At 67.5% G+C, this 25,727-nt stretch carries 23 protein-coding genes, 1 tRNA gene and 1 pseudogene; 13 read left to right on the forward strand and 12 right to left on the reverse strand.

Annotated features, from left to right (window positions below; all coding sequences use genetic code 11):
• Window positions 1–93: 93 nt before the first annotated feature.
• The 4 genes from waaF (at window position 94) to WJ12_RS13230 (ending at window position 3,342) form a co-directional block, all read left to right on the forward strand.
• Window positions 94–1,131: a lipopolysaccharide heptosyltransferase II gene (gene waaF, locus WJ12_RS13215; RefSeq protein ID WP_069245699.1), complete on the forward strand. Its 1,038-nt coding sequence runs from the start codon at window positions 94–96 to the stop codon at window positions 1,129–1,131.
• Window positions 1,132–1,246: 115 nt separating this feature from the next.
• The gene (locus WJ12_RS13220) at window positions 1,247–1,693 is read left to right on the forward strand and encodes a nuclear transport factor 2 family protein (protein WP_034178922.1); all 447 of its coding nucleotides are present in this window, start codon (window positions 1,247–1,249) and stop codon (window positions 1,691–1,693) included.
• 34 nt (window positions 1,694–1,727) lie between these two features.
• Window positions 1,728–2,765 carry a hydrolase gene (locus WJ12_RS13225; RefSeq protein ID WP_034189076.1) on the forward strand — a complete coding sequence of 346 codons (1,038 nt, stop codon included), beginning with the start codon at window positions 1,728–1,730 and terminating at the stop codon, window positions 2,763–2,765.
• Complete coding sequence (locus WJ12_RS13230; protein WP_059560438.1) at window positions 2,758–3,342, forward strand: DUF2946 family protein; 585 nt, start codon at window positions 2,758–2,760, stop codon at window positions 3,340–3,342. Before WJ12_RS13225 ends, WJ12_RS13230 begins: the two co-directional genes overlap by 8 nt.
• A 48-nt stretch (window positions 3,343–3,390) precedes the next feature.
• Here WJ12_RS13230 and WJ12_RS13235 read toward each other — a convergent pair whose 3' ends face one another.
• Complete coding sequence (locus tag WJ12_RS13235) at window positions 3,391–5,085, reverse strand: M48 family metalloprotease (RefSeq protein WP_034189074.1); 1,695 nt, start codon at window positions 5,083–5,085, stop codon at window positions 3,391–3,393.
• A gap of 178 nt (window positions 5,086–5,263) precedes the next feature.
• Here WJ12_RS13235 and moaC point away from each other — a divergent pair, with 178 nt between their 5' ends.
• The 3 genes and pseudogenes from moaC to WJ12_RS13250 all read left to right on the forward strand — a co-directional run bounded on the left by moaC (window position 5,264) and on the right by WJ12_RS13250 (window position 7,805).
• On the forward strand, window positions 5,264–5,752 hold the full coding sequence (gene moaC / locus WJ12_RS13240; RefSeq protein ID WP_034189073.1) for a cyclic pyranopterin monophosphate synthase MoaC: 489 nt from the start codon (window positions 5,264–5,266) through the stop codon (window positions 5,750–5,752).
• Window positions 5,753–5,781: 29 nt separating this feature from the next.
• Window positions 5,782–6,407 (forward strand): annotated as a pseudogene (locus tag WJ12_RS13245) (type VI secretion system Vgr family protein); the annotation flags it as partial.
• A 219-nt stretch (window positions 6,408–6,626) separates the two neighbouring features.
• Entirely contained in the window at window positions 6,627–7,805 is a 1,179-nt protein-coding gene (locus tag WJ12_RS13250) for a WD40/YVTN/BNR-like repeat-containing protein (protein WP_059560444.1), read from the forward strand.
• A 181-nt stretch (window positions 7,806–7,986) separates the two neighbouring features.
• Here the strand turns inward: WJ12_RS13250 and WJ12_RS13255 are convergent, their stop codons facing one another.
• The 9 genes from WJ12_RS13255 to recA form a co-directional block, all read right to left on the reverse strand.
• The gene (locus tag WJ12_RS13255) at window positions 7,987–8,337 is read right to left on the reverse strand and encodes a TonB family protein (RefSeq protein WP_049035921.1); all 351 of its coding nucleotides are present in this window, start codon (window positions 8,335–8,337) and stop codon (window positions 7,987–7,989) included.
• Between the two features lie 449 nt (window positions 8,338–8,786).
• Complete coding sequence (locus tag WJ12_RS13260; protein ID WP_059560446.1) at window positions 8,787–10,565, reverse strand: PglL family O-oligosaccharyltransferase; 1,779 nt, start codon at window positions 10,563–10,565, stop codon at window positions 8,787–8,789.
• Window positions 10,566–10,718: 153 nt separating this feature from the next.
• Entirely contained in the window at window positions 10,719–11,315 is a 597-nt protein-coding gene (locus WJ12_RS13265; protein ID WP_034189068.1) for a pilin, read from the reverse strand.
• Window positions 11,316–11,410: 95 nt separating this feature from the next.
• Window positions 11,411–12,115, reverse strand: coding sequence for a TerC family protein (locus WJ12_RS13270; RefSeq protein ID WP_034189067.1), 705 nt, complete (start codon window positions 12,113–12,115; stop codon window positions 11,411–11,413).
• 156 nt (window positions 12,116–12,271) lie between these two features.
• Window positions 12,272–13,153, reverse strand: a complete 882-nt coding sequence (gene sucD, locus WJ12_RS13275; RefSeq protein WP_006477916.1) for a succinate--CoA ligase subunit alpha — start codon at window positions 13,151–13,153, stop codon at window positions 12,272–12,274.
• A 69-nt stretch (window positions 13,154–13,222) separates the two neighbouring features.
• On the reverse strand, window positions 13,223–14,389 hold the full coding sequence (sucC, locus tag WJ12_RS13280) for an ADP-forming succinate--CoA ligase subunit beta (protein ID WP_006477915.1): 1,167 nt from the start codon (window positions 14,387–14,389) through the stop codon (window positions 13,223–13,225).
• A gap of 68 nt (window positions 14,390–14,457) precedes the next feature.
• On the reverse strand, window positions 14,458–15,066 hold the full coding sequence (locus WJ12_RS13285) for a DUF2889 domain-containing protein (protein ID WP_034189066.1): 609 nt from the start codon (window positions 15,064–15,066) through the stop codon (window positions 14,458–14,460).
• Between the two features lie 145 nt (window positions 15,067–15,211).
• Entirely contained in the window at window positions 15,212–16,081 is an 870-nt protein-coding gene (gene recX, locus WJ12_RS13290; RefSeq protein ID WP_059560449.1) for a recombination regulator RecX, read from the reverse strand.
• Window positions 16,081–17,154, reverse strand: a complete 1,074-nt coding sequence (gene recA, locus WJ12_RS13295; protein WP_034189064.1) for a recombinase RecA — start codon at window positions 17,152–17,154, stop codon at window positions 16,081–16,083. Before recA ends, recX begins: the two co-directional genes overlap by 1 nt.
• Before the next feature lie 188 nt (window positions 17,155–17,342).
• Between recA and WJ12_RS13300 the strand changes: the two genes are divergently transcribed.
• From WJ12_RS13300 to WJ12_RS13325, 5 genes are all read left to right on the forward strand, one after another.
• A complete protein-coding gene (locus tag WJ12_RS13300) occupies window positions 17,343–18,071 on the forward strand; it encodes a response regulator transcription factor (protein WP_034189063.1) in 729 nt (242 codons plus the stop codon).
• Window positions 18,072–18,088: 17 nt separating this feature from the next.
• Window positions 18,089–19,636, forward strand: coding sequence for a sensor histidine kinase (locus WJ12_RS13305; RefSeq protein ID WP_034189062.1), 1,548 nt, complete (start codon window positions 18,089–18,091; stop codon window positions 19,634–19,636).
• Window positions 19,637–19,863: 227 nt separating this feature from the next.
• Window positions 19,864–21,522 (forward strand): MFS transporter, encoded by a 1,659-nt coding sequence (locus WJ12_RS13310; protein WP_049029339.1) that lies wholly within the window; start codon window positions 19,864–19,866, stop codon window positions 21,520–21,522.
• A 162-nt stretch (window positions 21,523–21,684) separates the two neighbouring features.
• Window positions 21,685–21,761, forward strand: a tRNA-Met gene (locus WJ12_RS13315).
• Window positions 21,762–22,193: 432 nt separating this feature from the next.
• The gene (locus tag WJ12_RS13325; protein ID WP_156444814.1) at window positions 22,194–22,682 is read left to right on the forward strand and encodes a hypothetical protein; all 489 of its coding nucleotides are present in this window, start codon (window positions 22,194–22,196) and stop codon (window positions 22,680–22,682) included.
• A gap of 73 nt (window positions 22,683–22,755) precedes the next feature.
• Here WJ12_RS13325 and WJ12_RS13330 read toward each other — a convergent pair whose 3' ends face one another.
• Both WJ12_RS13330 and WJ12_RS13335 read right to left on the reverse strand, forming a co-directional pair.
• Complete coding sequence (locus tag WJ12_RS13330; protein ID WP_049034673.1) at window positions 22,756–23,730, reverse strand: LysR family transcriptional regulator; 975 nt, start codon at window positions 23,728–23,730, stop codon at window positions 22,756–22,758.
• Window positions 23,731–23,906: 176 nt separating this feature from the next.
• A complete protein-coding gene (locus WJ12_RS13335; RefSeq protein WP_049034671.1) occupies window positions 23,907–24,878 on the reverse strand; it encodes a GlxA family transcriptional regulator in 972 nt (323 codons plus the stop codon).
• Between the two features lie 117 nt (window positions 24,879–24,995).
• Between WJ12_RS13335 and WJ12_RS13340 the strand changes: the two genes are divergently transcribed.
• Window positions 24,996–25,679: a DJ-1/PfpI family protein gene (locus WJ12_RS13340; RefSeq protein ID WP_049034669.1), complete on the forward strand. Its 684-nt coding sequence runs from the start codon at window positions 24,996–24,998 to the stop codon at window positions 25,677–25,679.
• Window positions 25,680–25,727 lie beyond the last annotated feature (48 nt).

Here is a 25,727-nt window from a genome sequence, read left to right on the forward strand (position 1 = left end):
CCGGACAGCCGGCGCGCCGCCCTTCCCCATTCTGGCAACCCGAACGCGGCGCGACGCGCGCCGTGCTTCATTACGACATCGGAAGTCCACCTGATGCGTCGAGCGCTGGTTATCGCACCGAACTGGATCGGTGACGCATTGATGGCGCAGCCGCTTTTTGCGCTGCTGAAGAAACTCCATCCCCGCATCGCGATCGATGCGGTCGCACCCTCATGGGTCGCGCCCGTGCTCGAGCGGATGCCCGAGATCCACGATGTCTACGCGACCGATCTCGCCCACGGCAAGCTGCAGCTGCTGCGCCGCTGGCAGCTCGCGAGCGACCTGCGCGACGTCGGCTACGACGCGGCGTACGTGCTGCCGAATTCGCTGAAATCCGCGGTGATCCCGTGGCTCGCGAACATTCCGCTGCGGATCGGCTATACGGGCGAGCACCGCTACGGGCTGCTGAACGTGCGGCACGCGAATCCGGCCAAGTCGGGCGAACGCCCGCCGATGACGACCCACTACGCGGCGCTCGCGTACGCGCCGGGCGCGAAGCTGCCCGAGTCGATGAAGACGCTGCCCGCGCCGCGCCTCGACGCGGACCTGAACGAGACGGCGCGCGTGTCCGCGCGTTTCAATCTCGATACGCGCAAGCCGCTCGTCGTGTTCTGCCCGGGCGCCGAATACGGCCCGGCCAAGCGCTGGCCGCCCGAGCACTTCGCGACGCTCGCGACGATCGTCCACCAGTCGTTCCCGTACACGCAGATCGTCGCGCTCGGCTCGCAGAAGGACGCGGCCGCCGCGCAGGCGATCGCCGACCACGCGCCGAACGTGCGCAACCTGTGCGGGCAGACGTCGCTGTCGGAGGCGTGCGCGCTGATCGCGCGCGCGAACGCGGTCGTCACCAACGATTCGGGGCTGATGCACGTCGCGGCCGCGCTGCGCCGGCCGCTCGTCGCGCTGTACGGATCGACCGATCCGCGCCACACCCCTCCGCTGTCGGACCTGGCGAAGGTACAATGGCTGCATCTCGAATGCAGTCCCTGCTTCGAACGCGAGTGCCCGCTCGGCCACCTGAACTGCCTGCGCGAACTCGGTCCCGAGCAGGTATTCGGCGATTTGCGCGGCATGCTCGTCGGGCAGCGCTGACCCTGACCGGCAGCGTCGCACGGCGCGCCGGGCAATCCGATTCACCGGTGTACGGCGGCTCCATCCGGGCCGCCGTGCTGAATACGGCGCGCGACGCGCGCGAGAGATAACCCCGATGCCACGTTTTGCCCGCCTTTTCGAAGCCGCTGCCGATACGCTCAACGCCTACTACCAGGCCGTCGCCGATGCCAATCTCGACGCGCTGCTGGCGTTGTGGATCGACGAGGATTTCGCCAGCTGCGTATGGGCGGACGGCGAGCATCTGCACGGCCTCGACCAGATCCGCAGCGGGCTCGCGAACCGGCTCGCCACGCGCCCCGTGACGATCGAGCCGCTCGACATCCGCGTGTACGACAGCCTCGGCACGGTCGTCTATACGATCGCCGAAGCGCATCAGCAGGCCGACCTGACGGCCGAACCCGACATGGTTTTCGCGACGTACGTGATGATTCACGAACGCGGCGAATGGCGCATCGCGCACATCCACGCGAGCCCGATTCCCGAACAGGCGGCCGGGCAGTTCGCCGCCAAGATCCGTCACGGTCAGGGTCCGCTGCACTGACGAAAAGACGAAGCAACGCATACGCGGGGCGATCATGAGTACGGCTTCTCCGCCCACTTCGCCGCTGACCGGGGCTCCGGCTCCGGACAACGACACACTGCGCTATCGCGCACCGCGCTGGCTGCCGAACAGCCATGCGCAAACCATCGTGCCCGCGCTGTTCGCGCGGCGTCCGGTCGTCGCCTACCGACGAGAGCGATGGGAAACCCCCGACCACGACTTCATCGATCTCGACTGGGTCGCCCATCTCGACAGCGCGGCGCCCGCGCCCGACGCGCCGCTGTTCGTACTGTTCCACGGCCTCGAAGGCAGTTCCGGCTCGCACTACGCGCTCGCGATGATGGCCGCCGCGCGCGCGAAGGGCTGGCACGCCGTCGTGCCGCACTTCCGCAGCTGCAGCGGCGAGCTCAACCGCCAGCCGCGCTTCTACCATCTCGCGGACAGCGCCGAAGTCGACTGGATCCTGCGCCGGCTCGCCGCGCAGCATCGCGGGCCGCTGGTCGCCGCCGGCGTGTCGCTCGGCGGCAACGTGCTGCTGCGCTGGCTCGGCGAGCATCGCAGCGACACGTCGATCCTGCGCGCCGCCGCCGCGATCTCGACGCCGATCGACGTGCACGCCGGCGGCCGCGCGCTGTCGCAGGGGTTCGCGATGGTCTACACGCGCAGCTTCCTGAAGACGCTCAAGCGCAAGGCGCTGGCGAAGCTCGACCAGTACCCGGGGCTGTTCGACCGCGAAGCGATGCTGCAGGCCGTGACGATGCGCGACTTCGACGAGGTCGTGACCGCGCCGCTGCACGGCTTCGCGGACGCCGACGATTACTGGACGAAGGCGACCACACGGCCGCTGCTCCCCGCGATCGACGTGCCGACGCTGATCCTCAACGCCCGCAACGACCCGTTCCTGCCGGAATCGGCGCTGCCCGGCCCGGCCGACGTGTCGCCGGCCGTCGAGCTCGACCAGCCGGCGGACGGCGGGCACGCGGGCTTCATGACCGGGCCGTTCCCCGGCCGCCTCGACTGGCTGTCGGCGCGGGTGTTCGGCTATTGCGCGAAATTCGTCGACCATGGATGACATCGTCCGGCAGGCGCTCGCCAAATGGCCCAACGTGCCGCACTGTACCGGCTGGCTGCTGCTCGACCGGCGCGGCGAATGGCGGCTGCGCGACGACGCGGCCCAGGCGGCCGGCGAGCTCGGCTCGCCGATCCGGCATGCGGCGCTGAACGCGTTCATCGGCCGCAACTACGAATGCGACGCGCAGGGCCGGTGGTTCTTCCAGAACGGCCCCCAGCGCGTCTACGTCGAGCTCGCCTATACGCCGTGGGTCGTCCGGCTCGCCGAGCGCGACGGACAACTCGTGCTCGCCGACCAGACGGGTGCGCCGTTCGAGCCGGACGAAGCGTGGCTCGACGATGCGGGCGGCGTGCTGTTTCGCGACGGCGGCACGCGGCGCATCGCGGCGCTGCACGATCACGACCTCGGGTTGTTCGCCGATCACGCGGATTTCGATGCGGAGCCGCCCGTGCTGCGCTGGCGCGACGGCCGCACGCTGCCGCTCGGCAGCATCGCCTGCGCGGACGTGCCCGCCCGGTTCGGCTATGTCGCGAGCCCCGCCCATGACGCAGGACAGGCGGCCGGCAGCGGCAACTGACGCACCGCCGCCTCGCCCACGCAAGCCGCACAAGCCGCGCGACGGCCGCTATCCGCGGCCGTTCTTCTCGTCCTCGCGCTCTTCCTTGTAGCGCGCCTCGAACTCCAGCAACCGCGCGCCGATGATCGACTGCTCGTAGAACGACACGTCCTTCGCGTCGCGCGCTTCCTTCAACTGCCGGATCGCCGACGGCCACGCGCCGTCGAGCGCCAGTTTCTCCGCGAGCGCGCGGCGCCGCGCGAGCACGTCCCCCTTCCCGTCGCTCGCCTTCGCGAGATAGTCCCACCAGTCGGGCTGCTCGGGATCGGCCTTCGCCTGCGCCCGCGCGAGCGTCTGCGCGTCGGCAAAGCGGCGCGCGGCGATCAGCGCCTGCAGATGCGCGACGATCGCCGCGTGCGACGCCGGCCAGCGCCGCTGCGCGAGCGCCGCGAGCCGCACCGCGTCGTCGGTCCGGCCCGCGCGGCGCGCGATCTCGGCGGCCAGCACGTCGAGGCTCGGCGAACTCGTGTCCGGATCGTTCTCGCGCCGCTCGCGTGCATCGAACGCCGCGCGCGCCGACGCGAGTGCGTTGCCGGCCGCGTCGTATTCGCCGAGCAACAGGTCCGCGAGCGCGATGCCGTACCAGTTCGCCGCGACGTTCGGCGCCGTCCGGTCGTCGATCTCGAGCTGCATCCGGCGGGCCTCGGCCGAGATGTCGGTCGGCGCGCGGTTCTGCAGGATGCGCAGCCGCGCGCGCACGAACCCGTATTCGGCCGACTGGCGCGGTTGCCGGTACGGCGCGCGGCGCGCGCGATCCTCCATGTCCGCGATCCGCTCGCCGGTCAGCGGGTGCGTACGCGCGTAGGCCGGCACGCCCGCGTCGCCCGTCGACGCGCGGTCGAGCCGTTCGAAGAAGCCCGGCATCCCGTACGGGTCATAACCCGCGCCCGCGAGCAGCTGGAAACCGACGCGATCGGCCTCGCGCTCGGCCGAACGCGAGAAGCGCAGCTGGTTGTCGACCGCGTACGCCTGCCCGCCCATCGCGATCGCGCTGCCGAGATCGCCGCTGCGCGCGAGCACGCCGGCCAGCACGCCGAGCAGCATCGTCGCGAGCGCCGTGTAGCCGCTCTTCTCGCTCGCGCCGATCATCCGCGCGATGTGCCGCTGCAGTACGTGACCCATCTCGTGGCCGACCACCGACGCGAGCTCCGACTCCGTCTGCGTCGTGACCACGAGCCCGCTGTTGATTCCGATGAAGCCGCCCGGCATCGAGAACGCGTTGATCTGCGGATCGCGCACCGGGAACAGGTCGAAATCCGGCGTGTAGCCGCCGATGAAGCGCGCGGCGGCGGCCGCCGCGAGCCGTGCCGCCATCGCGTTCAGGTAGTCGCGCACGAGCCAGTCGTCGAGATAGTCGGGATCGCGCCGCACTTCGCGCATCACGCGCTCGCCGAGCCGGCGCTCTGCCTGCGGCGTCAGCGAACCGCCGGAACCGTCGCCGAGGTCGGGCAGCTCCAGCGCACGAAGCGGCGCGCGCAGGCTCGCGACCGGCGCCGACGCGCCGCCGGCGCCCGAGAACCGGCTCTCCGCGCCGCCGTACGTGCCGAACACGCCGGTCGCGATGCCGGACGGCACGGTGGAAATCGCCGGGGAGCCGCCCGTCGCCGGCTCGAGCGGGGGCGCGGGCGTGCTCTGCGCATGGCCGCCCGGCGGCAGCGCGAGCGCGGCCGACAGCGACACGGCAAGCAACTGTTTGACACGCATGGCAGGATGAAAACGACGCCGTCCCGCGCGCCCGGCGCGCATCGCGGCGTCTGGTCTGAATATTCGGGTCATTGTACCGGCGCGGCGGCCACTGTCCCGTGCCGCGCATGCGCCATCTGCGCCCCCGAGGACGCGAACGCCGCTGCTATGATAAGCGCCCGTTGAGACGGAGCATGACATGTCAGGACTCACCCATTTCGACGCCGCCGGCCATGCGCACATGGTCGATGTCGGCGACAAGCAGGAAACCCGGCGCATCGCGATCGCGCGCGGCACGATCCGGATGCTGCCGGCCACGTTCGCGCTGATCCGCGACGGCAAGGCCAAGAAAGGCGACGTACTCGGCGTCGCACGCATCGCGGCGATCCAGGGCGCCAAGCGCACGGCCGACCTCATCCCGCTGTGCCACCCGCTCGCGCTGACGCGCGTGGCAGTCGACTTCGAACTCGACGACGCGCTGCCGGGCGTCCACTGCGTCGTGCAGGTCGAGACGTTCGGCCGCACCGGGGTCGAGATGGAAGCGCTGACCGCCGTGCAGGTCGGGCTGCTGACCGTCTACGACATGTGCAAGGCGGTGGATCGCGGGATGGTGATCACGGAGGTGAGCGTGCGCGAGAAGCGCGGCGGGAAGTCGGGGGACTGGAAGGCGGGAGACGCGGCGGAGTGAGCGCCCGGGCGCCGCCTGCCCGTTATTGCGAGGAAATCCACATCGACTAGCTCAACCGGGTCAAGGTCCGCTTCCCCTGAGACCGCCTCAACAACGTCGACGAGCAAGCGTCGTGCTGGCTGCGCGCCGCGACGTCGGACTCGGGCAGCGGTTACGGCGCCGTCCACCCGCACCGCGCCGGCGAGGAAGTGCTGGTCGTTTTCTCGGCGGCGACTGCGATCGCCCGATCGTCGTCGGCAAGCTGTACAACGGCGCGACGAGCCCGCAGAACCGCGTGCACCTGTACAGCAGCCAGACCAACGCGTATCTGCATCTCGGCTACCTGATCGACCACACGGGCAACAACCGCCGCAGTTATCTCGGCAGCGGCTTCGACCTGCGCTCGGACGCATTTGGTTCGGTTCGTGCGAACCGCGGCCTGTACGTCACGACGTATCCGAAACCACCGGCGGGCCAGCCACTCGACGTCCAGGAGACGCAGCAGCAGCTCAGGGCGGAAGGCCTGATGGAGGCCATGCCGGAAGTCAGCGCACGTCATCAGGGCGAGTCGCTCGCCCCCGGCCACTCTGCGCTCAAGCAGTTCATCGATGCGACGCGGAACAGCGTGAGCGGCGGCGTGTCGGGCGGCCGAACCGCCGGCGGCGGGACCGGCTCTACCAAGCATTCGACAGTGGTGTCGGCGTGGGCAAACAATACGTCGACAATACCGTGGAATACGCGAAAAAAGCAGGTGACGCGGTCAACGAGCATGTCATCGACCCTGTTGCACAGGCAATCGAAAAACTGATGCCGAAATGAAATGACGAGAAAACTCCTGAAGCTGTCGCTGGGTGCGGCAGTCGCGCTCATTGTATTGATTGTCGGGTACTCATATATGTCGAATGACTGGCAGGTCGTTTCCAACACTTTCATGAAGAACAGCAAGCCCTATGGCGGGGGCGATTTCGCGATATCGGGAAACGAGGCGATCACGCTGAAGATCAGCGACCCTGAAATCACCTTCAAGCCATACGCCGAATGGAAGGACAAGGAAAAGGCCGAGCCGACCGAAGCCTGGATGAACGACAGCCGTGAAACGCTGAACCGGACGTCGGTCGAATTCTGGCGGGGCCCGGTAAACGGTGACATGACGCGCCATTTCACCCAGGCAGGCCAGAACGCCGCCTGGTGGCACGCGAAGGATTGGACGGTCGAATTCATCAGCACCGGCTGGATGGACTACAAGTCCCCTCAGCCTGCCGACGGCCTGACGCCGCAAGTGACCAAGCTCTGGAAGTCATCCAACGGCGGACGCGACTGGATGCAGCTCGCGTGGCCAGAAGACCGGAACATCGGTCGCCTGCTGTTTCTCGATCCGCAGCGCGGCTATGCGATCGGCTGGGGCCCGCACGTGTGGCGCACGTCCGACGGCGGTCAATCGTGGCGGGAAGTCGAACTGCCGCCGGGCGCCGCGGAGGCCGGCCAACCTCGCCGCACATTGGACGGCATCGACCTCGGCCCGGACGGTACCTTGCGCGTGGCATACCACGTCGAGAAATCCGCGCACGCTTTCGCCGGAAGCGTCGTCTATCGGCTCGGTTGGGAGCAATCCGCGTTCGCCCTGGATGCCGTTTTTCCTGAACAGGTGATCGTCAACCTGTCCTCGTCACCGGTCGCGTCGAATCGCTATGCGCTCTACGCCCTGTCGCGCCTCGGTGAACCGCTCAATTCCGGCAATCCCGCCGACAAAGGACAACGCGTCGGTGCCATTTCCACCTGGACGAACAGTGCACCCGAGCAGGTTCAGCAGTTGCATACGTTTGACGACAAGCTGACGCTCGATAGTATGAGCATCGGTCGCAACGGCCTCCTGCTCGTCCACGCAACCGATCCGAACTCCGGAAGCGGCGGTACCGGCGGCGGCGCACCGATCGACCTGACGTTCAGCAGCACCGACGCCGGCAAGACTTGGAATAAAACGACCGACAAGTCCGCACGGGGCGGCTACTTCGACGCACAGACCAACACGCTGTACTGGCTGCACGGATTCACGCTGAAGAAGCGGACCTTCTGATCGCGTGCTGGAGGCGTTGCCGGCCGGTCTGCGCCGATACGGCGAGCCGGCCCGCTACGGCTTGCCCGCGATGCTGCGCACACGAACCGCGAGCGCTCGGCACCCCTACCGCGTATATCGACTTTCGATAGCCACGCACAACCGGTGCAGCCGCCGACGCACGACGTGCACTGCCCGCGCTTCACTGGCCGCGTGACGGCTCGAACACGAACGGTTGGGTCAGCAGGAACGGATTCGCGGTCGCGCCCGTCTGCACGCAGGTCGCGTGCGTCATCGCGTCGACGGCCGCGCGATCGGCCGCCGCGTTGCGGCTGCTCGTCGTCACGGTGACGTTCTGCGCTTCGCCGGACGTCGTCATCAGCGCGCGCACGAGCACGGTCGCCGGGCGGGTGAGCGGCTTCGCGGTATCCGGATAGACGGCGCGCGGGATGTGACAGGTCAGCTTGCTCTCCTGCGACGACGACAGCATCGCGCAGCCGGAAAACAGCATCGCGACGGCGGGCAGGATCAGGTAGGTCGAGCGAATAGCCATGGTCGAATATCGTTCTGGGTATTGTTCCGTTCCGGACGAACGCGCCTTCCCGCGCAAGCGTGCCCCGGGCCGCATCACGTGCGTCACACTGCGCCGCGGCCAGCGGACCGGCGCCCCGTTACGGCCGCGCGGCCAACGATGCTCGGCCGCGATCCTGTCTGGCGGCGCTCCCGGATGACCGGAACGCTGCCTGTCTTCAAGCCCCCAACCCCGACGGCCGCGGGCACGCGAGCGCTTCCGCGCATTGTGCACGCGCCGCCCGGTCAGCGGCGGCAATTTGACAATGGTTGACGCGAATCGGCGCGCATGCAGCCCGAATCCACACGATTCGCGACGTAATCGACATGCGGCGGGCTTCGCCCCGTTCGTCCCGTTTCCCCGGGCCACCCCGCCCGATGCCCGCCGCCGCCGCATCACACTGCGGCACGCGCCGGCGTGCGCCGCGTACCTCAATCCGAATCGTCGTCGTCCGAATCGTCGGCCGCATCGGCCGGCACTTCCCCGTACTTCGCGACGACGGCCGCCTTGAACGTCTTCAGCGCCGGCTGCTGCTCGCAGAGCTTGTACAACAGCGCCAGTTGCTGCGGCCAGTCCTTCAGTTCCTTCGCGAACACGTGCAGGCGTGCGACGGTATCGAGCGCGTCGGCTTCGCGGCCCGCCAGCGCCTGCAGCGCCGCGTAGCGACGCAGCACCGTCTCGCCGGGCAGCAGCGCGATCGCGCGCTCGTGCGCCGCGAGCTTGGCCGGCAGGTCATCCGCCGAAATCGGCAACAGCGTGGCCGCACCGTACTCGCCCCACGCGCCGAACAGCCGCGACGGCGCCTCGCGGTACTGCGCGGCCGGATCGCTGCCGTAATAGAGCACTTCCGCGCGCTGGTAGTCGCGCAGCACGGGTACCGCCGCCAGCACGCCGCCGAACGACAGCACCGCGAACAGCCCGAACGCGACGCGGCCCGGCAGGATACGCAACGGCTTCACGTCGAGCAGCCCGATCACGAACATCGCCGGCAGCAGGAAGAACATGTACTGCTGCGGATACTCGACCAGCGCGTGCATCAGTAGGATGCCGATCAGCGCGAAGCCGAACACGCGCATGCTCGACTGCGGCGCGCGCACCGCCCGCACGAACCACGCCACGAGCGTGACGACGAGGATGCCGAGGCCGATGAGGCCGGACTTCGCGAGCAGGTCGATGAAGATGTCGTGCGAGTTGTTCGCGATCTCGACGCCGCCGAGCGTACGCACGAGCGCGAACTGATGCGACGGGAATTCGCCCCAGCCGACGCCGAGCAGCGGATGCTCGCGGAACATCGCAAGCCCGTACTTCCACAGCGCGAGGCGCGGCGCGATCTGCCCCGCGTCGCGCATGCGGTCGGCCGCCGATTCCGCGAGATTCAGGTGATAGTGCACGTTCGCCCAGCGCACCGCGACGTTCACCGCGATGAACGCGACCGCGAGCACGACCGGGATCAGCCACGCTCGCGCATTGCCCGGCGCGCGGCGCGATTCGAGCCACGCCATCCAGAAGCCCGCGACGACCATCACCGCGACCTGCAGCCACGGCCCGCGCGACACCGTCAGCGCGAGGCCGACCGACAGCACCAGCGACAGCGCGAGCCATGCCCACACTGCGAGCCGGCGCGTCTGCACGAGGTACAGCGCACCCGCGAGCGCGAACGCGATGTAGCTGGCCAGGTGGTTCGCCTGCGCCATGTTGCCGTACGGACGGCGGTCGACCGCGATGTTGTACATCACGACGAACGGCGAAACGGACGATTCGAGGTGAAACAGCTGCACGATCTGGGTGCCGACCGCGAACACGCCGCCGACGATCAACGCGCCAGCCATCATCCGCGACACCGCTTCGGCCAGCCCGTCGCGCGCGAGCGCATACCCGGCCTGCATCGCGACCAGCGCGGCCGCGAGGTAGCCGACCGCCAGCCAGTTCATCGACGGCACCTTGAGCGGGATCAGCGCGGTCTGCGCGATCAGCACGGCGGCAAACCCGAGCGGCACGACGAACGCGGCCGGCGCGGCAAACGGCTCGGCCGGCCGGTCGGTGCGCGTGAGCAGCACGACGGACAGCCCCACCAGCAGATACAGCACCAGCGCGGAAAATTCGGAATAGAAGGTCGGGATCGGATACGTGTGATTCGTGATCGCGTACGGCACGATCAGGGCGACAGCCAGCGCAACGAGCGACAACGAACGGGAAAAAGTAGAAGGCATGAGCGAACCGGATGTCAGCAACCGGCGCACTATACAAAACTTTCCCCCCTCTGTGCGGGGCCGTCGCGCCGCAGCCGGGCGCGAAACGACGCCCCCGGCCGGCCGAAGCGGCGGCCCGCACGCCGTACGCGCCGCCGACCGCCGCCTCCGGCGCTATGCGCGGCACTCCGCGGGCGCGAATTTCGCGGGCAGCGTCGCGGTGGCGCTCGGCAACGGCCCGGCCCCCGGCGCCGGCAGCGACGACGCGTCCTTGCCGGCGGCGAAGCACTCCCACGCAATCGCACCGGCCTGCATCGCACCCTTTTTAAGCGCCACGCGCGCGGTGGGCGCATCGGCCTTGTCGGGTACGGACGGCACGAGCACCAGCGTATTCGCGCCGGCCGCGGCGACGCGGGGGGTAAACGCGACGGTGATCTGGCCGGTGTTGCCGTCGATGGCCACCGATTCGACGTTGCGGGTCGCGGCCGGCGGGCCGTAACCGCCATCGAGGCTCGCGCCGCTCGCCGCGTTGTCGGCCACCGCGAGCCGAGCGGACGACGCAAGCGCAAGCCCCTCGCCGACCCGGGAACGCGCGAGGTAATCCTGATACGCGGGAATCGCATAGGCCGCGACGACGCCGACGATCGCCAGCACGATCATCAATTCGATCAGCGTGAAGCCGGCCGGCCGCCAGCGCGGCGCGGGCCGGTTCGCGCGCCGCAGATCGGCGGCCACGCGACGGAACAGGGAAACGGAAAAGGCTTCGAACATGGCAGGCTCCGGAAACGAAAAACGCCTGCCGATCAAGGCAGGCGTTTCGATCGTAGCCAGCGGGCCGTGAAGCCGGCAGTCGGCCGGACGGCCAGTCAGCGCGCGTGCGGCGCGCCGTGGCGCTTCCTGAGTGCGTAGCCGATCGCCACGACGAACAGCGCGCCCGCGATGCTCGCGCCGTAGAGCACCGGCTGTGTATCCAGCACCGCCCAGCGGTCGCCGACCGGGTCGTTGACGATCAACCCGCCCGCGATCCAGCCGAGCAGTCCGGCGCCGAACGCCACGACGATCGGGAAGCGGTCGAGCAGCTTCAGCACCAGCGTGCTGCCCCACACGATGATCGGCACGCTGACGACGAGCCCGAAGATCACCAGCGCGATCCGGTGCGACGGATCGGCCTGCTCGGCCGCGCCGGCGATCGCGATCACGTTGTCGAGGCTCATCACCGCATCGGCGATCACGATCGTCTTCACGGCGTCCCACAGCCGGCTGGCCGGCTTGATGTCGTCGTGCGCGTCGGCGGCCGGCGCCATCAGCTTGATGCCGATCCACAGCAGCAGCAGCCCGCCGCCGAGCTTCAGGAACGGCACGTCGAGCAGCGCGACCGCGAAGGTGATCAGCGCGACGCGCAGCAGGATCGCGCCGGCGGTACCCCAGACGACGCCGCGCAACCGCTGGTTGGCCGGCAAGTTGCGGCAGGCGAGCGCGATCACGACCGCGTTGTCGCCGCCGAGGAGGATGTCGATGACGATGATCTGGAGAATGGCGCCCCAGTGCAGCGATGTCAGGAATTCGAGCATGGCGGTGAGGACAGGACAGCGGCCGCGTCGCAGGCGGCCCGGTTCATCGCCGGCACATGCGCGACGCATGCCCGGTGCTTACGAATTCATTGCGCGAGCATAACAAAAAACGCCGGCAAAGCCGGCGTTTTCTGCAGGACGAACCCCGGGGAAATATTACAGCGCCTTCTTCAGCAGACGGCCCATTTCCGACGGGTTGCGCGTGACGGTGATGCCACACGCTTCCATGATTTCCAGCTTCGCTTCGGCCGTATCCGCACCGCCCGAGATCAGCGCGCCGGCGTGGCCCATGCGCTTGCCCGGAGGCGCCGTGACGCCCGCGATGAAGCCGACCACCGGCTTCTTCATGTTGTCCTTGATCCACTCCGCCGCATTGGCTTCGTCCGGACCGCCGATTTCGCCGATCATCACGACCGCATCCGTGTCCGGATCGTCGTTGAACATCTTCATCACGTCGATGTGCTTCAGACCGTTGATCGGGTCGCCGCCGATACCGACCGCCGACGACTGGCCGAGGCCCAGTGCCGTCAGCTGCGCGACCGCTTCATACGTCAGCGTGCCCGAACGCGACACGACGCCGATGCGGCCCTTGCGGTGGATGTGGCCCGGCATGATGCCGATCTTCAGTTCGTCCGGCGTGATCGTGCCCGGGCAGTTCGGCCCGAGCAGCAGCGTCTTGCGGCCTTCGCGACGCATGCGGTCCTTCACTTCGATCATGTCGCGCACGGGGATGCCTTCCGTGATGCAGATCGCGAGATCCAGGTCGGCTTCGACCGCTTCCCAGATCGCAGCCGCCGCGCCTGCCGGCGGAACGTAGATGACCGACACGGTCGCGCCGGTTTCCGCCTTCGCTTCCTTGACGCTCGCGTAGATCGGAATGCCTTCGAAGTCTTCGCCGGCCTTCTTCGGGTTCACGCCCGCGACGAATGCTTCGCGGCCGTTTGCGTATTCACGGCAGGCGCGCGTATGGAACTGACCGGTTTTGCCGGTAATGCCCTGCGTGATGACCTTCGTGTCCTTGTTGATCAGAATCGACATGTATTTTGACCTCTGTTCGATGGGCGTCGCGTGCAAACCGCGCCGCCCTACGTGTTCATTAGCGCGTGCTTACTTGCCTGCGGCAGCCGCGACGACCTTCTGCGCAGCCTCTTCCATGCTGTCGGCCGAGATGATCGGCAGGCCCGAATCGGCCAGCATCTTCTTGCCGAGGTCTTCGTTCGTGCCCTTCATGCGCACGACGAGCGGCACGTTCAGGTTCACGGCCTTCGAACCGGCGATCACGCCTTCCGCGATCACGTCGCAGCGCATGATGCCGCCGAAGATGTTCACGAGGATCGCCTTCAGGTCCGGGTTCTTCAGCATCAGCTTGAATGCTTCCGTGACCTTCTCGGTCGTCGCGCCACCGCCGACGTCCAGGAAGTTCGCCGGCTCGCCGCCGAACAGCTTGATGGTGTCCATCGTGGCCATCGCGAGGCCTGCGCCGTTCACGAGGCAGCCGATGTTGCCGTCGAGCGAGATGTACGCGAGGTCGAACTTCGACGCTTCGATTTCAGCCGGATCTTCTTCGTCCAGATCGCGGTACGCGACGATTTCCGGGTGGCGGAACAGCGCGTTCGAGTCGAAGTTGAACTTCGCGTCGAGTGCGGTGACCTTGCCGTCGCCGGAGACGTTCAGCGGGTTGATTTCAGCCAGCGATGCGTCGGTTTCCCAGAATGCCTTGTACAGGCCTTGCAGGATCGCGCGCGCTTGCGGGATCGAAGCAGCCGGCACGCCGATCTTCGCGGCGAGATCGTCGGCCTGGGCGTCGAGCAGGCCCGTCGACGGCTCGACGATGACCTTGTGGATCAGTTCCGGGTGCTTCTCGGCAACTTCCTCGATGTCCATGCCGCCTTCGCTCGAACCCATCAGCACGATCTTTTGCGAGATGCGGTCGACGACGAGGCTGACATACAGTTCCTGCTTGATGTCGGCGCCTTCCTCGATCATCAGACGGTTGACCTTCTGGCCTTCCGGACCGGTCTGGTGCGTGACGAGTTGCATGCCGAGGATCTGGTTCGCGTATTCGCGCACCTGCTCGATCGACTTCGCCACCTTCACGCCGCCGCCCTTGCCGCGGCCACCCGCGTGGATCTGAGCCTTCACGACCCATACCGGGCCGCCGAGCTCTTCCGCCACCTTGACGGCTTCGTCAACCGAGAACGCCGGCTTGCCGCGCGGTACCGCGACTCCGAATTTCCGCAGGATTTCCTTACCCTGGTACTCGTGAATCTTCATGCGTGATTCCCTTCAGTCTGAGAGTTGGATGAAAAGTCGCTTAAGACGCTTCTTCGAATGATTTCCGTTCATTCCTTCGTGCTGCCGTCACCGGGCATATCCGGCCGAATCGGGCCGTACCAGCGCGGGTAGTACTGCCGCACGACCTCGCCGTCGAACCGCAGCGCACGGCAGCGGCCGAGCTGGAACGGCGGTTCGGCGGGCGCGCCGTCGTGATCCGGCCCTTCGCCGCCCTCCTCGCGCACGTTCCACACGTCACCGGCGAACGCCTGGATCGCCGCCGTCGGCAGCACGGCGCACAGTTCGGTGAGATGGGAGCAGCCTGCGACGCCGGCGAGCAGCCGGTTCGCGTTGCGGCGGAAATTGCGGAAGAGATTGAGCCCGATGAGGGCCCGGTAGGCAGGCGGGGCGGATTGACAGTGACCGGGATACGGCACCCATTCCGAAGACGCTTCGGCGTCGACGACATTGAGTTCACGATCGATAGTCACGCGCAGCCAGAGTTCGTGGATCGGCAGGCCTTGGGGCCGGATGCCCGACGCAAGCGCGACATCGCGCGGCTTGTGGTCGGTCAGGCAGGCTTCGATGTCCCACAAGCCGTCGCCGCGCTCGTAAGCTTCCGCTCGGATTGCGCGTCGATGTCGCAACTGACGGGGCACGGGCTCGGATAGCGGCATGCTGGAGGTTGAGGCCGAAGAGGAAAACCCATGGATTTTAGCATATTGGGTATTTGAGACAGTTTGACGCGACGGCGGGTATTCCCGCCTGTCCGGAGGCGGTTGCATTGCAGCAAAATCGCGCGCCACGCGCGCGACCGGCCGGTCAGTCGTCGATCGGGAAATCGTCGCCGACCTTCAGCAACTTCACGATGGTCGAGCTCGAGAAGCCGCGCGCGGCAAGAAAGCGGGCCTGCTTCGCACGCTCGGCCGGCGTTTGCGGCAGTGCACCGAATTTCTTGCGCCAGACGGCCTGCGCACGGGCCCATTCGGTCTCGCGCAACTGCGCGTTCACTTCCTCGACGAGCGTGTCGCCGACTGCGTGACGCTTCAGCTCGCTGACGATGCGCGCGACGCCGACGCGCGATGCGCGGCGATGCACGAGGCTCTCGGCGAAGCGCGCATCGGACAACCAGCCGTCCTTTTCCAGCGCATCGAGCACCGGCTCGACGGATTCTTCTTCGCCGACGTAAGGCGCGAGCTTGCGCGCGAGTTCCACGCGACTGTATTCACGCCTCGACAAATAGCCGAGCGCACGGCCCTTCAATGAACGTGGCGGTTTCGACGACTTGCGTTCGGCGGTCCCGGGCGTGTCGCCGGATGAAGTACCGGAAGACGCACCGGACGCACGGCGCGTGCGGCGCGGATGCTGGCTGCTGCGGGTATAGACGTCTTCCCGTGCCGGCGCCGACGCATCGGCTGCGCGATCGCCCGGGAAGCGGACACCGGACACGCGACGGCGTGACCGGTCGTGCGCGTCGAACGATTCGTCGTCGTCGAACGGATCGTCGGGCGCGGCAATCTCAAACGAAACGAGGGCATCGCCGGATGCCCTCGTCACGGTGCGGTTCGCGGCATCGCTGCCCGCGGCCCGCCGGTCGGCGCCCGAGGATCCGGCTCGCCGGCCGGAGCGACCCGCCGCTTCGGGCGCGTCGCTCTCCGCCGGCTCGCCAGCCTGACCTCGGCGCGCAACCATCACTCTTCTTCGTCCACCGCCTCGGCTTCGTTGCCGACTACGCCATCGGGCATGCTGGCGACACCGAGCGATTCACGGATGCGGTTCTCGATCTCGCGTGCGATTTCCGGATTTTCACGCAGGAATTCACGCGCGTTGTCCTTGCCCTGGCCGATCTTCTCGCCGTTGTAGCTGTACCAGGCGCCCGCCTTGTCGACGATCTTCGCCTGCACGCCGAGATCGATGATCTCGCCCTGGCGCGAAATGCCTTCGCCATACAGGATGTCGAAAATCGCTTCGCGGAACGGCGGCGACACCTTGTTCTTGACGACCTTCACGCGGGTTTCGTTGCCGATCACCTCGTCGTTCTTCTTGATCGAGCCGATCCGGCGGATGTCGAGACGCACTGACGCATAGAACTTCAGCGCGTTGCCGCCCGTCGTGGTTTCCGGGTTGCCGAACATCACGCCGATCTTCATCCGGATCTGGTTGATGAAGATCACGAGGCAGTTCGTGCGCTTGATCGTGCCGGTCAGCTTGCGCAACGCCTGCGACATCAGGCGGGCCTGCAGACCCGGCAGCGAATCGCCCATCTCGCCTTCGATTTCGGCCTTCGGCACAAGCGCCGCGACCGAGTCGATGACGATCATGTCGATCGAGCCCGAGCGCACCAGCGCGTCGGTGATTTCGAGCGCCTGCTCGCCGGTGTCCGGCTGCGAGATCAGCAGTTCCGGCACGTTCACGCCGAGCTTCGACGCGTATTGGACGTCGAGCGCGTGCTCGGCGTCGATGAACGCCGCGGTGCCGCCCAGCTTCTGCAGTTCGGCGATGACCTGCAGCGTGAGCGTGGTTTTACCCGACGATTCCGGACCGTAGATCTCGACCACCCGGCCGCGCGGCAGGCCGCCGACGCCCAGCGCGATGTCGAGACCCAGCGAGCCCGTGGAGACGACCTGGATGTCCTCGGCCGCTTCGCCGTCGCCCATCCGCATGATCGACCCCTTGCCGAACTGCTTCTCGATCTGCGCGAGTGCGGCCGCCAGCGCCTTGCTCTTCTCGGCGGTCATCCCGGAGCCCTTCTTGCTATCTTCCATGAATCGTCCTTTGCTATGATGAGCAGCGTCTGTTAAAGGCGCGCCCGCTTTCAAGCGCCGCCCACGAATGCAGACACTGTATAAAAAAACAGTAGTTTATGCAAGCCCGCAATGCGGGGCGTTGTACACGAATAACTCCGGAGACAGCCGCGTCGGCGCGAACGCCTCGCCGGCCATCGGTCAGCAACATGCGAATCCTCATCGCCGAAGATGACAGCATACTCGCGGACGGCCTCACCCGGTCACTCCGCCAATCGGGCTATGCGGTCGATCACGTGAAGAGCGGCGTCGATGCCGACACCGCGCTGTCGATGCAGACTTTCGACCTGCTGATCCTCGATCTCGGACTCCCGAAAATGTCCGGGCTCGAAGTGCTCAAGCGCCTGCGCGCGCGCAACTCCAACCTCCCCGTGCTGATCCTGACGGCCGCCGACAGCGTCGACGAACGCGTGAAGGGGCTCGACCTCGGCGCCGACGACTACATGGCCAAGCCGTTCGCGCTCAACGAGCTCGAGGCGCGCGTGCGCGCGCTGACCCGGCGCGGCGCGGGCGGCGGCCCGACCGTCGTGCGCCACGGCTCGCTCGCGTTCGACCAGGTGGGCCGCATCGCGTACGCGAACGATCACGTGCTCGATCTCTCCGCGCGCGAACTCGGCCTGCTCGAAGTGCTGCTGCAGCGGATCGGCCGGCTCGTGTCGAAGGAGCAGCTCGTCGATCACCTGTGCGAATGGGGCGAGGAAGTCAGCAACAACGCGATCGAAGTCTACGTGCACCGGCTGCGCAAGAAGATCGAACCGAGCGGCGTGCGGATCTCGACCGTGCGCGGCCTCGGCTATTGCCTCGAGAAGGCCGCGCCCGCCGCGCCGGCCGATACGGCAGCGCCCCAGCCCGCGACGGCCGGCACGCCGCTGCGCTGACGGCGGGCGGCGCCGCGATGGCCACGCCGGCCCATTCCCGCCATCCGACCGGCGCGCCGTCGTCGGCCGCCGACGAGGCGCGCGACGCGCGCTACGAGAACCCGTTCGCGCCGCCCGACGAAACCGAATCGCCCGAGGCGCCGCGCCCGCGCTCGCTGTTCGGCGAGATCCTCGACTGGATGCTCGCGCCGCTGCTGCTGCTGTGGCCTATGAGCATCGCCGTCACCTACCTCGTCGCGAAGACGATCGCGAACGGCCCGTTCGACCGTGCGCTCGAAACCAACGCGTACGTGCTCGCCCGGCAGATTCATCCGGTCAACGGCGTCGCCGAGCTGACGCTGCCGGAGCAGACGCGCGACTTCCTGCGCGCGGACAACGTCGACAGCGTTTACTTCCAGGTGCTCGGCACGCGCGGCGAACTGGTCGCCGGTGAAGCCGACATGCCGCTGCCGCGCGACGAGGACCGCCCGCCGCCCGGCGTCGTCGTGTTTCGCGACGACCTGCTGCGCGGCAACGACGTACGCGTCGCCTATACGACGGTCGCCCTGCCGCAATCGAGCGGCGCGCAGCCCGTGCTCGTGCAGGTCGGCGAGACGCTCGACAAGCGCAACGCGCTCGCGAACGACATCATCAAGGGCGTGATCCTGCCGCAGTTCGTGATCCTGCCGCTCGCGATCCTGCTCGTGTGGTTCGGGCTGTCGCGCGGGCTCGCGCCGCTCAACGCGCTGCAGGCGCACATCCGCGCGCGGCGGCCCGACGACCTGTCGCCCGTCGAGGCGCAGCGCGCGCCGCCCGAGATCGAACCGCTCGTCACGTCGTTCAACGACCTGCTCGCGCGCCTCGAACAGAACATGGCGCTGCAAAAGCGCTTCATCGCCGACGCCGCGCACCAGATGAAGACGCCGCTCGCGGGCCTGCGCACGCAGGCCGAGTTCGCGCTGCGCCACCCGGTCCCGCCCGACGTACAGCGCTCGCTCGAACAGATCGCGACGAGTTCCGAGCAGGCCGCGCGGCTCGTCACGCAGCTGCTGGCGCTCGCGCGCGCCGAGAACCGCGCGAGCGGCCTCACGTTCGAGCCGGTCGAGATCGCCGCGCTCGCGCGGCGCGCGGTGCGCGACTGGGTGCAGGCCGCGCTCGCGAAGCGGATGGATCTCGGCTACGAAGGGCCGCCGGACGACGCGCCGCTCGACGTCGACGGCAATCCGGTCATGCTGCGCGAGATGCTCGGCAACCTGATCGACAACGCGATCCGCTACACGCCCGAAGGCGGCCGCATCACCGTACGCGTGCATGCCGACCCGGCGGCGCGGCTCGTGCATCTCGAAGTCGAGGATACGGGCCCCGGCATCCCGGCCGCCGAACGCGAACGCGTCGTCGAGCGCTTCTACCGGATCCTCGGCCGCGAAGGCGACGGCAGCGGCCTGGGGCTCGCGATCGTGCGCGAGATCGCCACCCAGCACGGCGGCACGCTGACGCTCGACGATCACGTCTACCAGCAGGCGCCCCGCCTGGCCGGCACGCTCGTGCGTGTCAGCCTGCCGCTGACCGGCACGGCCCCGGATTAACCCTGACGCGCGCCGCCGGCGGCCGGCGAAAATGCGTCGAAACCGGCGATTTACCGGACGATCGCGCCACAATCGACGCGTGTAGCGGCCGATTCGGCACGGGTTAACGTGCAGTCGTTTTGTGCGCGCGAGTCAGTCCGCCGTAAGTTTCCGTGCCAATAATCGTCGTCAGGCCCGCCCCTCCCAAGGCGGCCGCATATCTATATCAAGGGACTTGGAGACGATTCATGGCAACGTTAGGCGGGCAAATTTCGCACTCGCCGATGACGGGCGAAGAGAAGAAGGTGATCTTCGCGTCGTCGCTCGGCACCGTGTTCGAGTGGTACGACTTTTACCTGGCCGGCTCGCTCGCGGCCTACATCAGCAAGAGCTTCTTCTCCGGCGTCAATCCGACCGCCGCGTTCATCTTCACGCTGCTCGGCTTTGCAGCCGGCTTCGCGGTGCGGCCGTTCGGCGCGATCGTGTTCGGCCGGCTCGGCGACCTCGTCGGCCGCAAGCACACGTTCCTCGTGACGATCGTGATCATGGGCGTCTCGACGTTCGTGGTCGGCTTCCTGCCCGGCTACGCGTCGATCGGCATCGCCGCGCCCGTGATCTTCATCGCGATGCGGCTGTTGCAGGGCCTCGCGCTCGGCGGCGAGTACGGCGGCGCGGCGACCTACGTCGCCGAACATGCGCCGGCGAACCGTCGCGGCTTCTACACCGCGTGGATCCAGACGACCGCCACGCTCGGCCTGTTCCTGTCGCTGCTCGTGATCCTCGGCGTGCGTACGTTCATCGGCGAGGAAGCGTTCGGCAGCTGGGGCTGGCGCGTGCCGTTCGTCGCGTCGATCCTGCTGCTCGCCGTGTCGGTGTGGATCCGGATGCAGCTGAACGAATCGCCGGTGTTCCTGCGCATCAAGGCGGAAGGCAAGACGTCGAAGGCGCCGCTGACCGAAGCATTCGGCCAGTGGAAGAACCTGAAGATCGTGATCCTCGCGCTGATCGGCCTGACGGCCGGCCAGGCCGTCGTGTGGTACACGGGCCAGTTCTACGCGCTGTTCTTCCTGACGCAGACGCTGAAGGTCGACGGGGCCAGCGCGAACATCCTGATCGCGATCGCCCTGCTGATCGGCACGCCGTTCTTCCTGTTCTTCGGTTCGCTGTCGGACAAGATCGGCCGCAAGCCGATCATCCTCGCGGGCTGCCTGATCGCGGCGCTGACCTACTTCCCGCTGTTCAAGGCGCTCACGCACTACGCGAACCCGCAGCTCGAGCTCGCGACGCAGAAGGCGCCGATCACGGTCCTGGCCGACCCGGCCACCTGCTCGTTCCAGTTCAACCCGGTGGGCACGTCGAAGTTCACCAGCTCGTGCGACATCGCGAAGAGTGCGCTCTCGAAGGCCGGCCTGAACTACGAGAACGTCGCGGCACCGGCCGGCACGCTGGCCCAGATCAAGGTCGGCGACACGGTGATCCAGACCTACGACGGCAAGGCGGCCGACGCGAAGGCGCAGGGCGCGGCGTTCGACAAGACGCTCGCATCGACGCTGAAGGGGGCCGGCTACCCGGCGAAGGCCGACCCGGCGCAGCTCAACTGGCCGATGACGATCGTGATCCTGACGATCCTCGTGATCTACGTGACGATGGTGTACGGCCCGATCGCCGCGATGCTGGTCGAGATGTTCCCGACGCGGATCCGCTACACGTCGATGTCGCTGCCCTATCACATCGGCAACGGCTGGTTCGGCGGCTTCCTGCCGGCGACCGCGTTCGCGATCGTCGCGGCGAAGGGCGACATCTATTCGGGCCTCTGGTATCCGATCGTGATCGCGCTGGCCACCTTCGTGATCGGCCTGCTGTTCGTCAAGGAGACGAAGGACTCGAACATCTACGCGCAGGATTGAGGTTGTCCGGGCGGGCGGATGCGGGTTGCCGGACGGGTGTTCCGGCGACCGGCAAACCGCCCTGCCGCGAGGGCGTCGCGGGTCATCCGGCAACTTTTTTCACGGGAGATGGAAAAAGCTGTTGACAGCCAGGCGGCCGACCGACATAATTCAATTCTTCACGGCGAATTAGCTCAGTCGGTTAGAGCGACGGAATCATAATCCGCAGGTCCGGGGTTCGAATCCCTGATTCGCCACCAAATGCGAAAAGCCGCTGTTTCGAAAGAAACAGCGGCTTTTTTCATTGCTGCGTGGCTCCGGCAGCAGCCCCCGCCGATAAACATCGCGTACGCCCGGTCCAGCGGGTTCCGCAACCGGGATCCGTCATGCGCTTAATGGCATCCGCCAGCATGGCCCGTTCCGGCGTGTCGCGACCGCCCACCCATCCCGTTTTTTCCCGACGTTCGTCGCTCCCGCGGCGAAATCACATCGCGTCGACCGCTCCGGTCTCCGCCAGCATCCGCCGGCTGTAGGCAAGATCGCGAACCGGCCACGACGAAATCCTGAAGGCCGCGCTCGCGGACAAGAACACCGCTCCGACCGACGCCTGCGTCAGCCTGGCCGGCGCCGAACTTCCTGCGGACGTCAATGCGAAGGATTTGCCGAGGGTCGACGGCGTAGTGAGATCAGACGTGCAGGCATTGATCAACCGCGGACTGATTACCGTGAAATTCAATGCAGGCAAAGGACGACCGACCGTGAGAAATCCGGACTACGAATCACGCGGCACCCATGTCCCGTTGAGCCACATCGCGCTCACCCCCGTCGGAAAGTCGTTCTACCGGTACGAGGAACTCGAGACGACCGACGGGTCGGTTCCCGGTGGACGGGCGCTGCTCATGGTGAACCTGTTCTGCGCGCACGTGACCTATGGTGGCGTCGAAAAATTCATGGAGCCGTCCAAGAATCCGTTCGACGATAATCCGCACCTGGTCTCGTGGGTCAATTTCCCGTGGAAGCCGGGTCGGCCAGCCACGCCGTGGCTGGCCGACCCGGACCTGCTGGGCTCGCTGACGTTTTATCCCGAAGAGGACGGCTGGGCGCACAAGGGCATTCTCCTCGAACGGGACGACAACGGGCACTGGACGCTCGGAGAAAATCCGTACGCGATCCGCTGGTAGGCCCGCCATAAGACGTGACGGTTCAGCTGCCCGACGATCGACGGATGAGGCATTCACGGCAAGTCTCGTCGCCTTACGCCGCTACCGCCCCTCTCTGCTGCTTCGCCGCCTGCGCCCCCACCCGCCCCCGCCAGTTCTCCCCGCCCTCCAGCGCCGGCGTCGACTCGAACACCTCCGCGATCCAGTCGGCGAACACCCGCACCTTCTGCGACAGATGCCGGTTGTGCGGATAGACGATCGAAATCGGCTTCGGCTTCGGATTGCAGTCCGGCAGCACCTCGACCAGCGAACCGTCGAGCAGGTTCGGCAGCACCATGAACAGCGTCGGCTGGATCATCCCGAACCCTTCGAGCCCGCACGTCACGTAGGCATCCGAATCGTTGACCGTTACGCTGCCGTTCATCCGCACCTCGAACGGCTTGCCGTCGATCATGAACACCCATGGAATCGCCCGCGCACCGTGGCTCGAACGGAAATTCACCGCATGGTGCTCGGCAAGATCGGCGATCTCGTGCGGCTCGCCGTGACGCTCCAGATATTCCGGCGACGCACAGGTCACGCGCTTGAGCATGCCGATGCGCCGCGCGACCATCGACGAATCCTCGAGCGGCCCGACGCGGATCATGCAGTCGATGCCCTCCTCGACCGGATCCACATAGCGATCGGACAGCCCCAGCTCGAGCGTGATGTCCGGATAGCGCTGCCGGAAAATCGACAGCGACGGCAGCACGATGCGCCGCCCGAGCGAGCTCGGCATGTGGACGCGCAACACGCCGCTCGGCTTGCGGTTGCCGGCCTGGAAACTCGCGTCGGCTTCCGCGATCTCCGAGATGATCTTCGTGCAATGCTCGTAGTACGCGGCGCCCTCCGGCGTCAGCGACAGCCGGCGCGTCGTCCGGTGCATCAGGCGCACGCCGAGCAGCGCCTCGAGATTCTGGATGATGGTCGTCACCGACGCGCGCGGCATCGCGAGCGTATCGGCCGCGCGCGTGAAGCTGTTCGCGTCGACCACACGGGTAAAAACTTCCATTGCCTGGATTCGGTCCATCCTGCTTCCCCCTTCGAATCGCCAACAGAACAGAATAGAGCGCGCGACGGGCGCGGCACAAGCCCCCGTCTATTGTTCTCCGATCCTGAATAGTTTCGGCATTTCGGACTCGAAACCGACCGGTTTCCGTTCAGTTCCGGACAGCAGCCGCTCCGTCCTCGATCACGCCCCGCACGTCATCGCACGAAGCGTTCGCGATAGCCCTGCGGCGACACACCGAGCACGCGCACGAAACTGCGCCGCAGCGTCTCCTCCGAACCGAAGCCGCAGCGCGCGGCGATCCGCTTGACGGGCCACGCCGTTTCGCCGAGCAGGCGCTGCGCGGCCTCGACGCGGATCTGCTCGACCGCGCGTGCGGGCGTACGGCCCGTGCCCGCGCGATAGTGGCGCACGAAGCTGCGCTCGCTCATGCGTACGCGCTCGGCCAACGCGGGCACCGACAGGTCGGCCGTCAGGTGCTCGGCCATCCATGCATGCAGTTCGCCGAACCGGTCGTCGGTGCGCTGCATCGACAGCATCGCGCTGAACTGCGCCTGCCCGCCCGGACGCTTCAGGAACACGACGAGTTCGCGTGCGACGTCGAGCGCGGTCGCGCGCCCGAGATCCTCCTCGACCAGCGCAAGCGCGAGATCGATGCCGGCCGTCACGCCGGCCGACGTCCACAGCGCGCCTTCGCGGATGAAGATCGGATCGGACTCGACGCGCACGTTCGGGTAGCGCGCCGCGAATTCGTCGCAGCGCGCCCAGTGCGTGACCGCGCGCCGCCCGTCGAGCAGCCCGGCCTCGGCGAGCAGGAATGCGCCGGTACAGACCGACGCCACACGCCGCGCGCGCCCGGCCTGCTGCCGCACCCAGCGCACCAGCCGCGCATCCTTCGACGCCGCATGCACGCCCTTGCCGCCGGCAACGATCAGCGTATCGGGAGGGCGGGCGGCCGAGCGCAGCGACTCGGCCATCACGACGAGCCCCGACGACGTCTCGACGGGCCCCGCGTCGACCGCCACGACGCGCGGCGCATACGGCGCCGGCTGCCCGCGCTCCAGCGCGAGCTCGTTGACGGAGGCGAACACCTGCAGCGGCCCCGACACGTCGAGCAGTTGCGCGCGCGGGAACGCGAGGACCAGGATCGAACGCGGAGCGGCAGGCATGGCGATTGGCTGAAAACGTGGGTGATATGGCAATTTCGCCAAACACTACGCGCCTAGAATCGATCTGTCCATCCTGTGCCGGCAACGGCGCGCTTCACTTCCACTCGGAGTCTTCGCATGACCCTGCATATCGGCCTTCTCGTGTTTCCGGGCGTCCAGCAACTCGACCTCACCGGCCCGCACGACGTGCTCGCGTCGCTGCCCGACGCGGCCGTCCACCTGGTCTGGAAGTCGCGCGACGCCGTGGCGTCGAGCAGCGGCCTCGCCCTCACGCCGACCTGCACGTTCGACGACTGTCCGCCGCTCGACGTGATCTGCATTCCGGGTGGCATCGGGATCAACGAACTGCTGCTCGACGCCGAAACGATCGCGTTCGTGCAACAGCGCGCGGCCGCCGCACGCTATGTGACGTCGGTCTGTACGGGTGCGCTGCTGCTCGGCGTGGCCGGCCTGCTGCACGGGCGGCGCGCGACGACGCACTGGGCGTTCCACGCGCTGCTCGAACCGCTGGGTGCGGTGCCCGTGCGCGAGCGCGTGGTGCGCGACGGCAACCTGATCACGGGCGGTGGCGTGACGGCCGGCATCGACTTCGCGCTGACGATCGCCGCCGAGCTGGTTGGCGACGAAGAAGCGCAGGCGATCCAGTTGCAGCTCGAATACGCGCCCGCGCCGCCGTTCGCTGCCGGCTCGCCCGACACCGCGCCGGCAGCGGTCGTGAAGCGCGTCACCGAACGGTCGGCCGCCGGCTTCGCGAAGCGCAAGGCGATCGTCGAGCAAGCGCTGCGCGCGACGTCGCGCTGAATGCGGATACCAGTGAAATGACGGAAACACGACGCGCATTCGCGCCGG

Source organism: Burkholderia seminalis, from assembly GCF_001718535.1.
In the GTDB taxonomy this organism is placed as follows: Bacteria; Pseudomonadota; Gammaproteobacteria; order Burkholderiales; family Burkholderiaceae; genus Burkholderia; species Burkholderia seminalis.

What these genes read in the sequence shown, in the direction of transcription:
- WJ12_RS13310 (WP_049029339.1), top strand. Translation starts at nt 19,864, where the DNA reads ATGGCAACGTTAGGCGGGCAAATTTCGCACTCGCCGATGACGGGCGAA.
- WJ12_RS13340 (WP_049034669.1), top strand. Translation starts at nt 24,996, where the DNA reads ATGACCCTGCATATCGGCCTTCTCGTGTTTCCGGGCGTCCAGCAACTC.
- moaC (WP_034189073.1), top strand. Translation starts at nt 5,264, where the DNA reads ATGTCAGGACTCACCCATTTCGACGCCGCCGGCCATGCGCACATGGTC.
- WJ12_RS13300 (WP_034189063.1), top strand. Translation starts at nt 17,343, where the DNA reads ATGCGAATCCTCATCGCCGAAGATGACAGCATACTCGCGGACGGCCTC.
- WJ12_RS13220 (WP_034178922.1), top strand. Translation starts at nt 1,247, where the DNA reads ATGCCACGTTTTGCCCGCCTTTTCGAAGCCGCTGCCGATACGCTCAAC.
- WJ12_RS13255 (WP_049035921.1), bottom strand. Translation starts at nt 8,337, where the DNA reads ATGGCTATTCGCTCGACCTACCTGATCCTGCCCGCCGTCGCGATGCTG.
- sucD (WP_006477916.1), bottom strand. Translation starts at nt 13,153, where the DNA reads ATGTCGATTCTGATCAACAAGGACACGAAGGTCATCACGCAGGGCATT.
- WJ12_RS13260 (WP_059560446.1), bottom strand. Translation starts at nt 10,565, where the DNA reads ATGCCTTCTACTTTTTCCCGTTCGTTGTCGCTCGTTGCGCTGGCTGTC.
- WJ12_RS13250 (WP_059560444.1), top strand. Translation starts at nt 6,627, where the DNA reads ATGTCGAATGACTGGCAGGTCGTTTCCAACACTTTCATGAAGAACAGC.
- WJ12_RS13285 (WP_034189066.1), bottom strand. Translation starts at nt 15,066, where the DNA reads ATGCCGCTATCCGAGCCCGTGCCCCGTCAGTTGCGACATCGACGCGCA.
- WJ12_RS13330 (WP_049034673.1), bottom strand. Translation starts at nt 23,730, where the DNA reads ATGGACCGAATCCAGGCAATGGAAGTTTTTACCCGTGTGGTCGACGCG.
- WJ12_RS13230 (WP_059560438.1), top strand. Translation starts at nt 2,758, where the DNA reads ATGGATGACATCGTCCGGCAGGCGCTCGCCAAATGGCCCAACGTGCCG.
- WJ12_RS13235 (WP_034189074.1), bottom strand. Translation starts at nt 5,085, where the DNA reads ATGCGTGTCAAACAGTTGCTTGCCGTGTCGCTGTCGGCCGCGCTCGCG.
- WJ12_RS13270 (WP_034189067.1), bottom strand. Translation starts at nt 12,115, where the DNA reads ATGCTCGAATTCCTGACATCGCTGCACTGGGGCGCCATTCTCCAGATC.
- WJ12_RS13225 (WP_034189076.1), top strand. Translation starts at nt 1,728, where the DNA reads ATGAGTACGGCTTCTCCGCCCACTTCGCCGCTGACCGGGGCTCCGGCT.
- sucC (WP_006477915.1), bottom strand. Translation starts at nt 14,389, where the DNA reads ATGAAGATTCACGAGTACCAGGGTAAGGAAATCCTGCGGAAATTCGGA.
- waaF (WP_069245699.1), top strand. Translation starts at nt 94, where the DNA reads ATGCGTCGAGCGCTGGTTATCGCACCGAACTGGATCGGTGACGCATTG.
- WJ12_RS13335 (WP_049034671.1), bottom strand. Translation starts at nt 24,878, where the DNA reads ATGCCTGCCGCTCCGCGTTCGATCCTGGTCCTCGCGTTCCCGCGCGCG.
- WJ12_RS13305 (WP_034189062.1), top strand. Translation starts at nt 18,089, where the DNA reads ATGGCCACGCCGGCCCATTCCCGCCATCCGACCGGCGCGCCGTCGTCG.
- WJ12_RS13265 (WP_034189068.1), bottom strand. Translation starts at nt 11,315, where the DNA reads ATGTTCGAAGCCTTTTCCGTTTCCCTGTTCCGTCGCGTGGCCGCCGAT.
- recA (WP_034189064.1), bottom strand. Translation starts at nt 17,154, where the DNA reads ATGGAAGATAGCAAGAAGGGCTCCGGGATGACCGCCGAGAAGAGCAAG.
- recX (WP_059560449.1), bottom strand. Translation starts at nt 16,081, where the DNA reads ATGGTTGCGCGCCGAGGTCAGGCTGGCGAGCCGGCGGAGAGCGACGCG.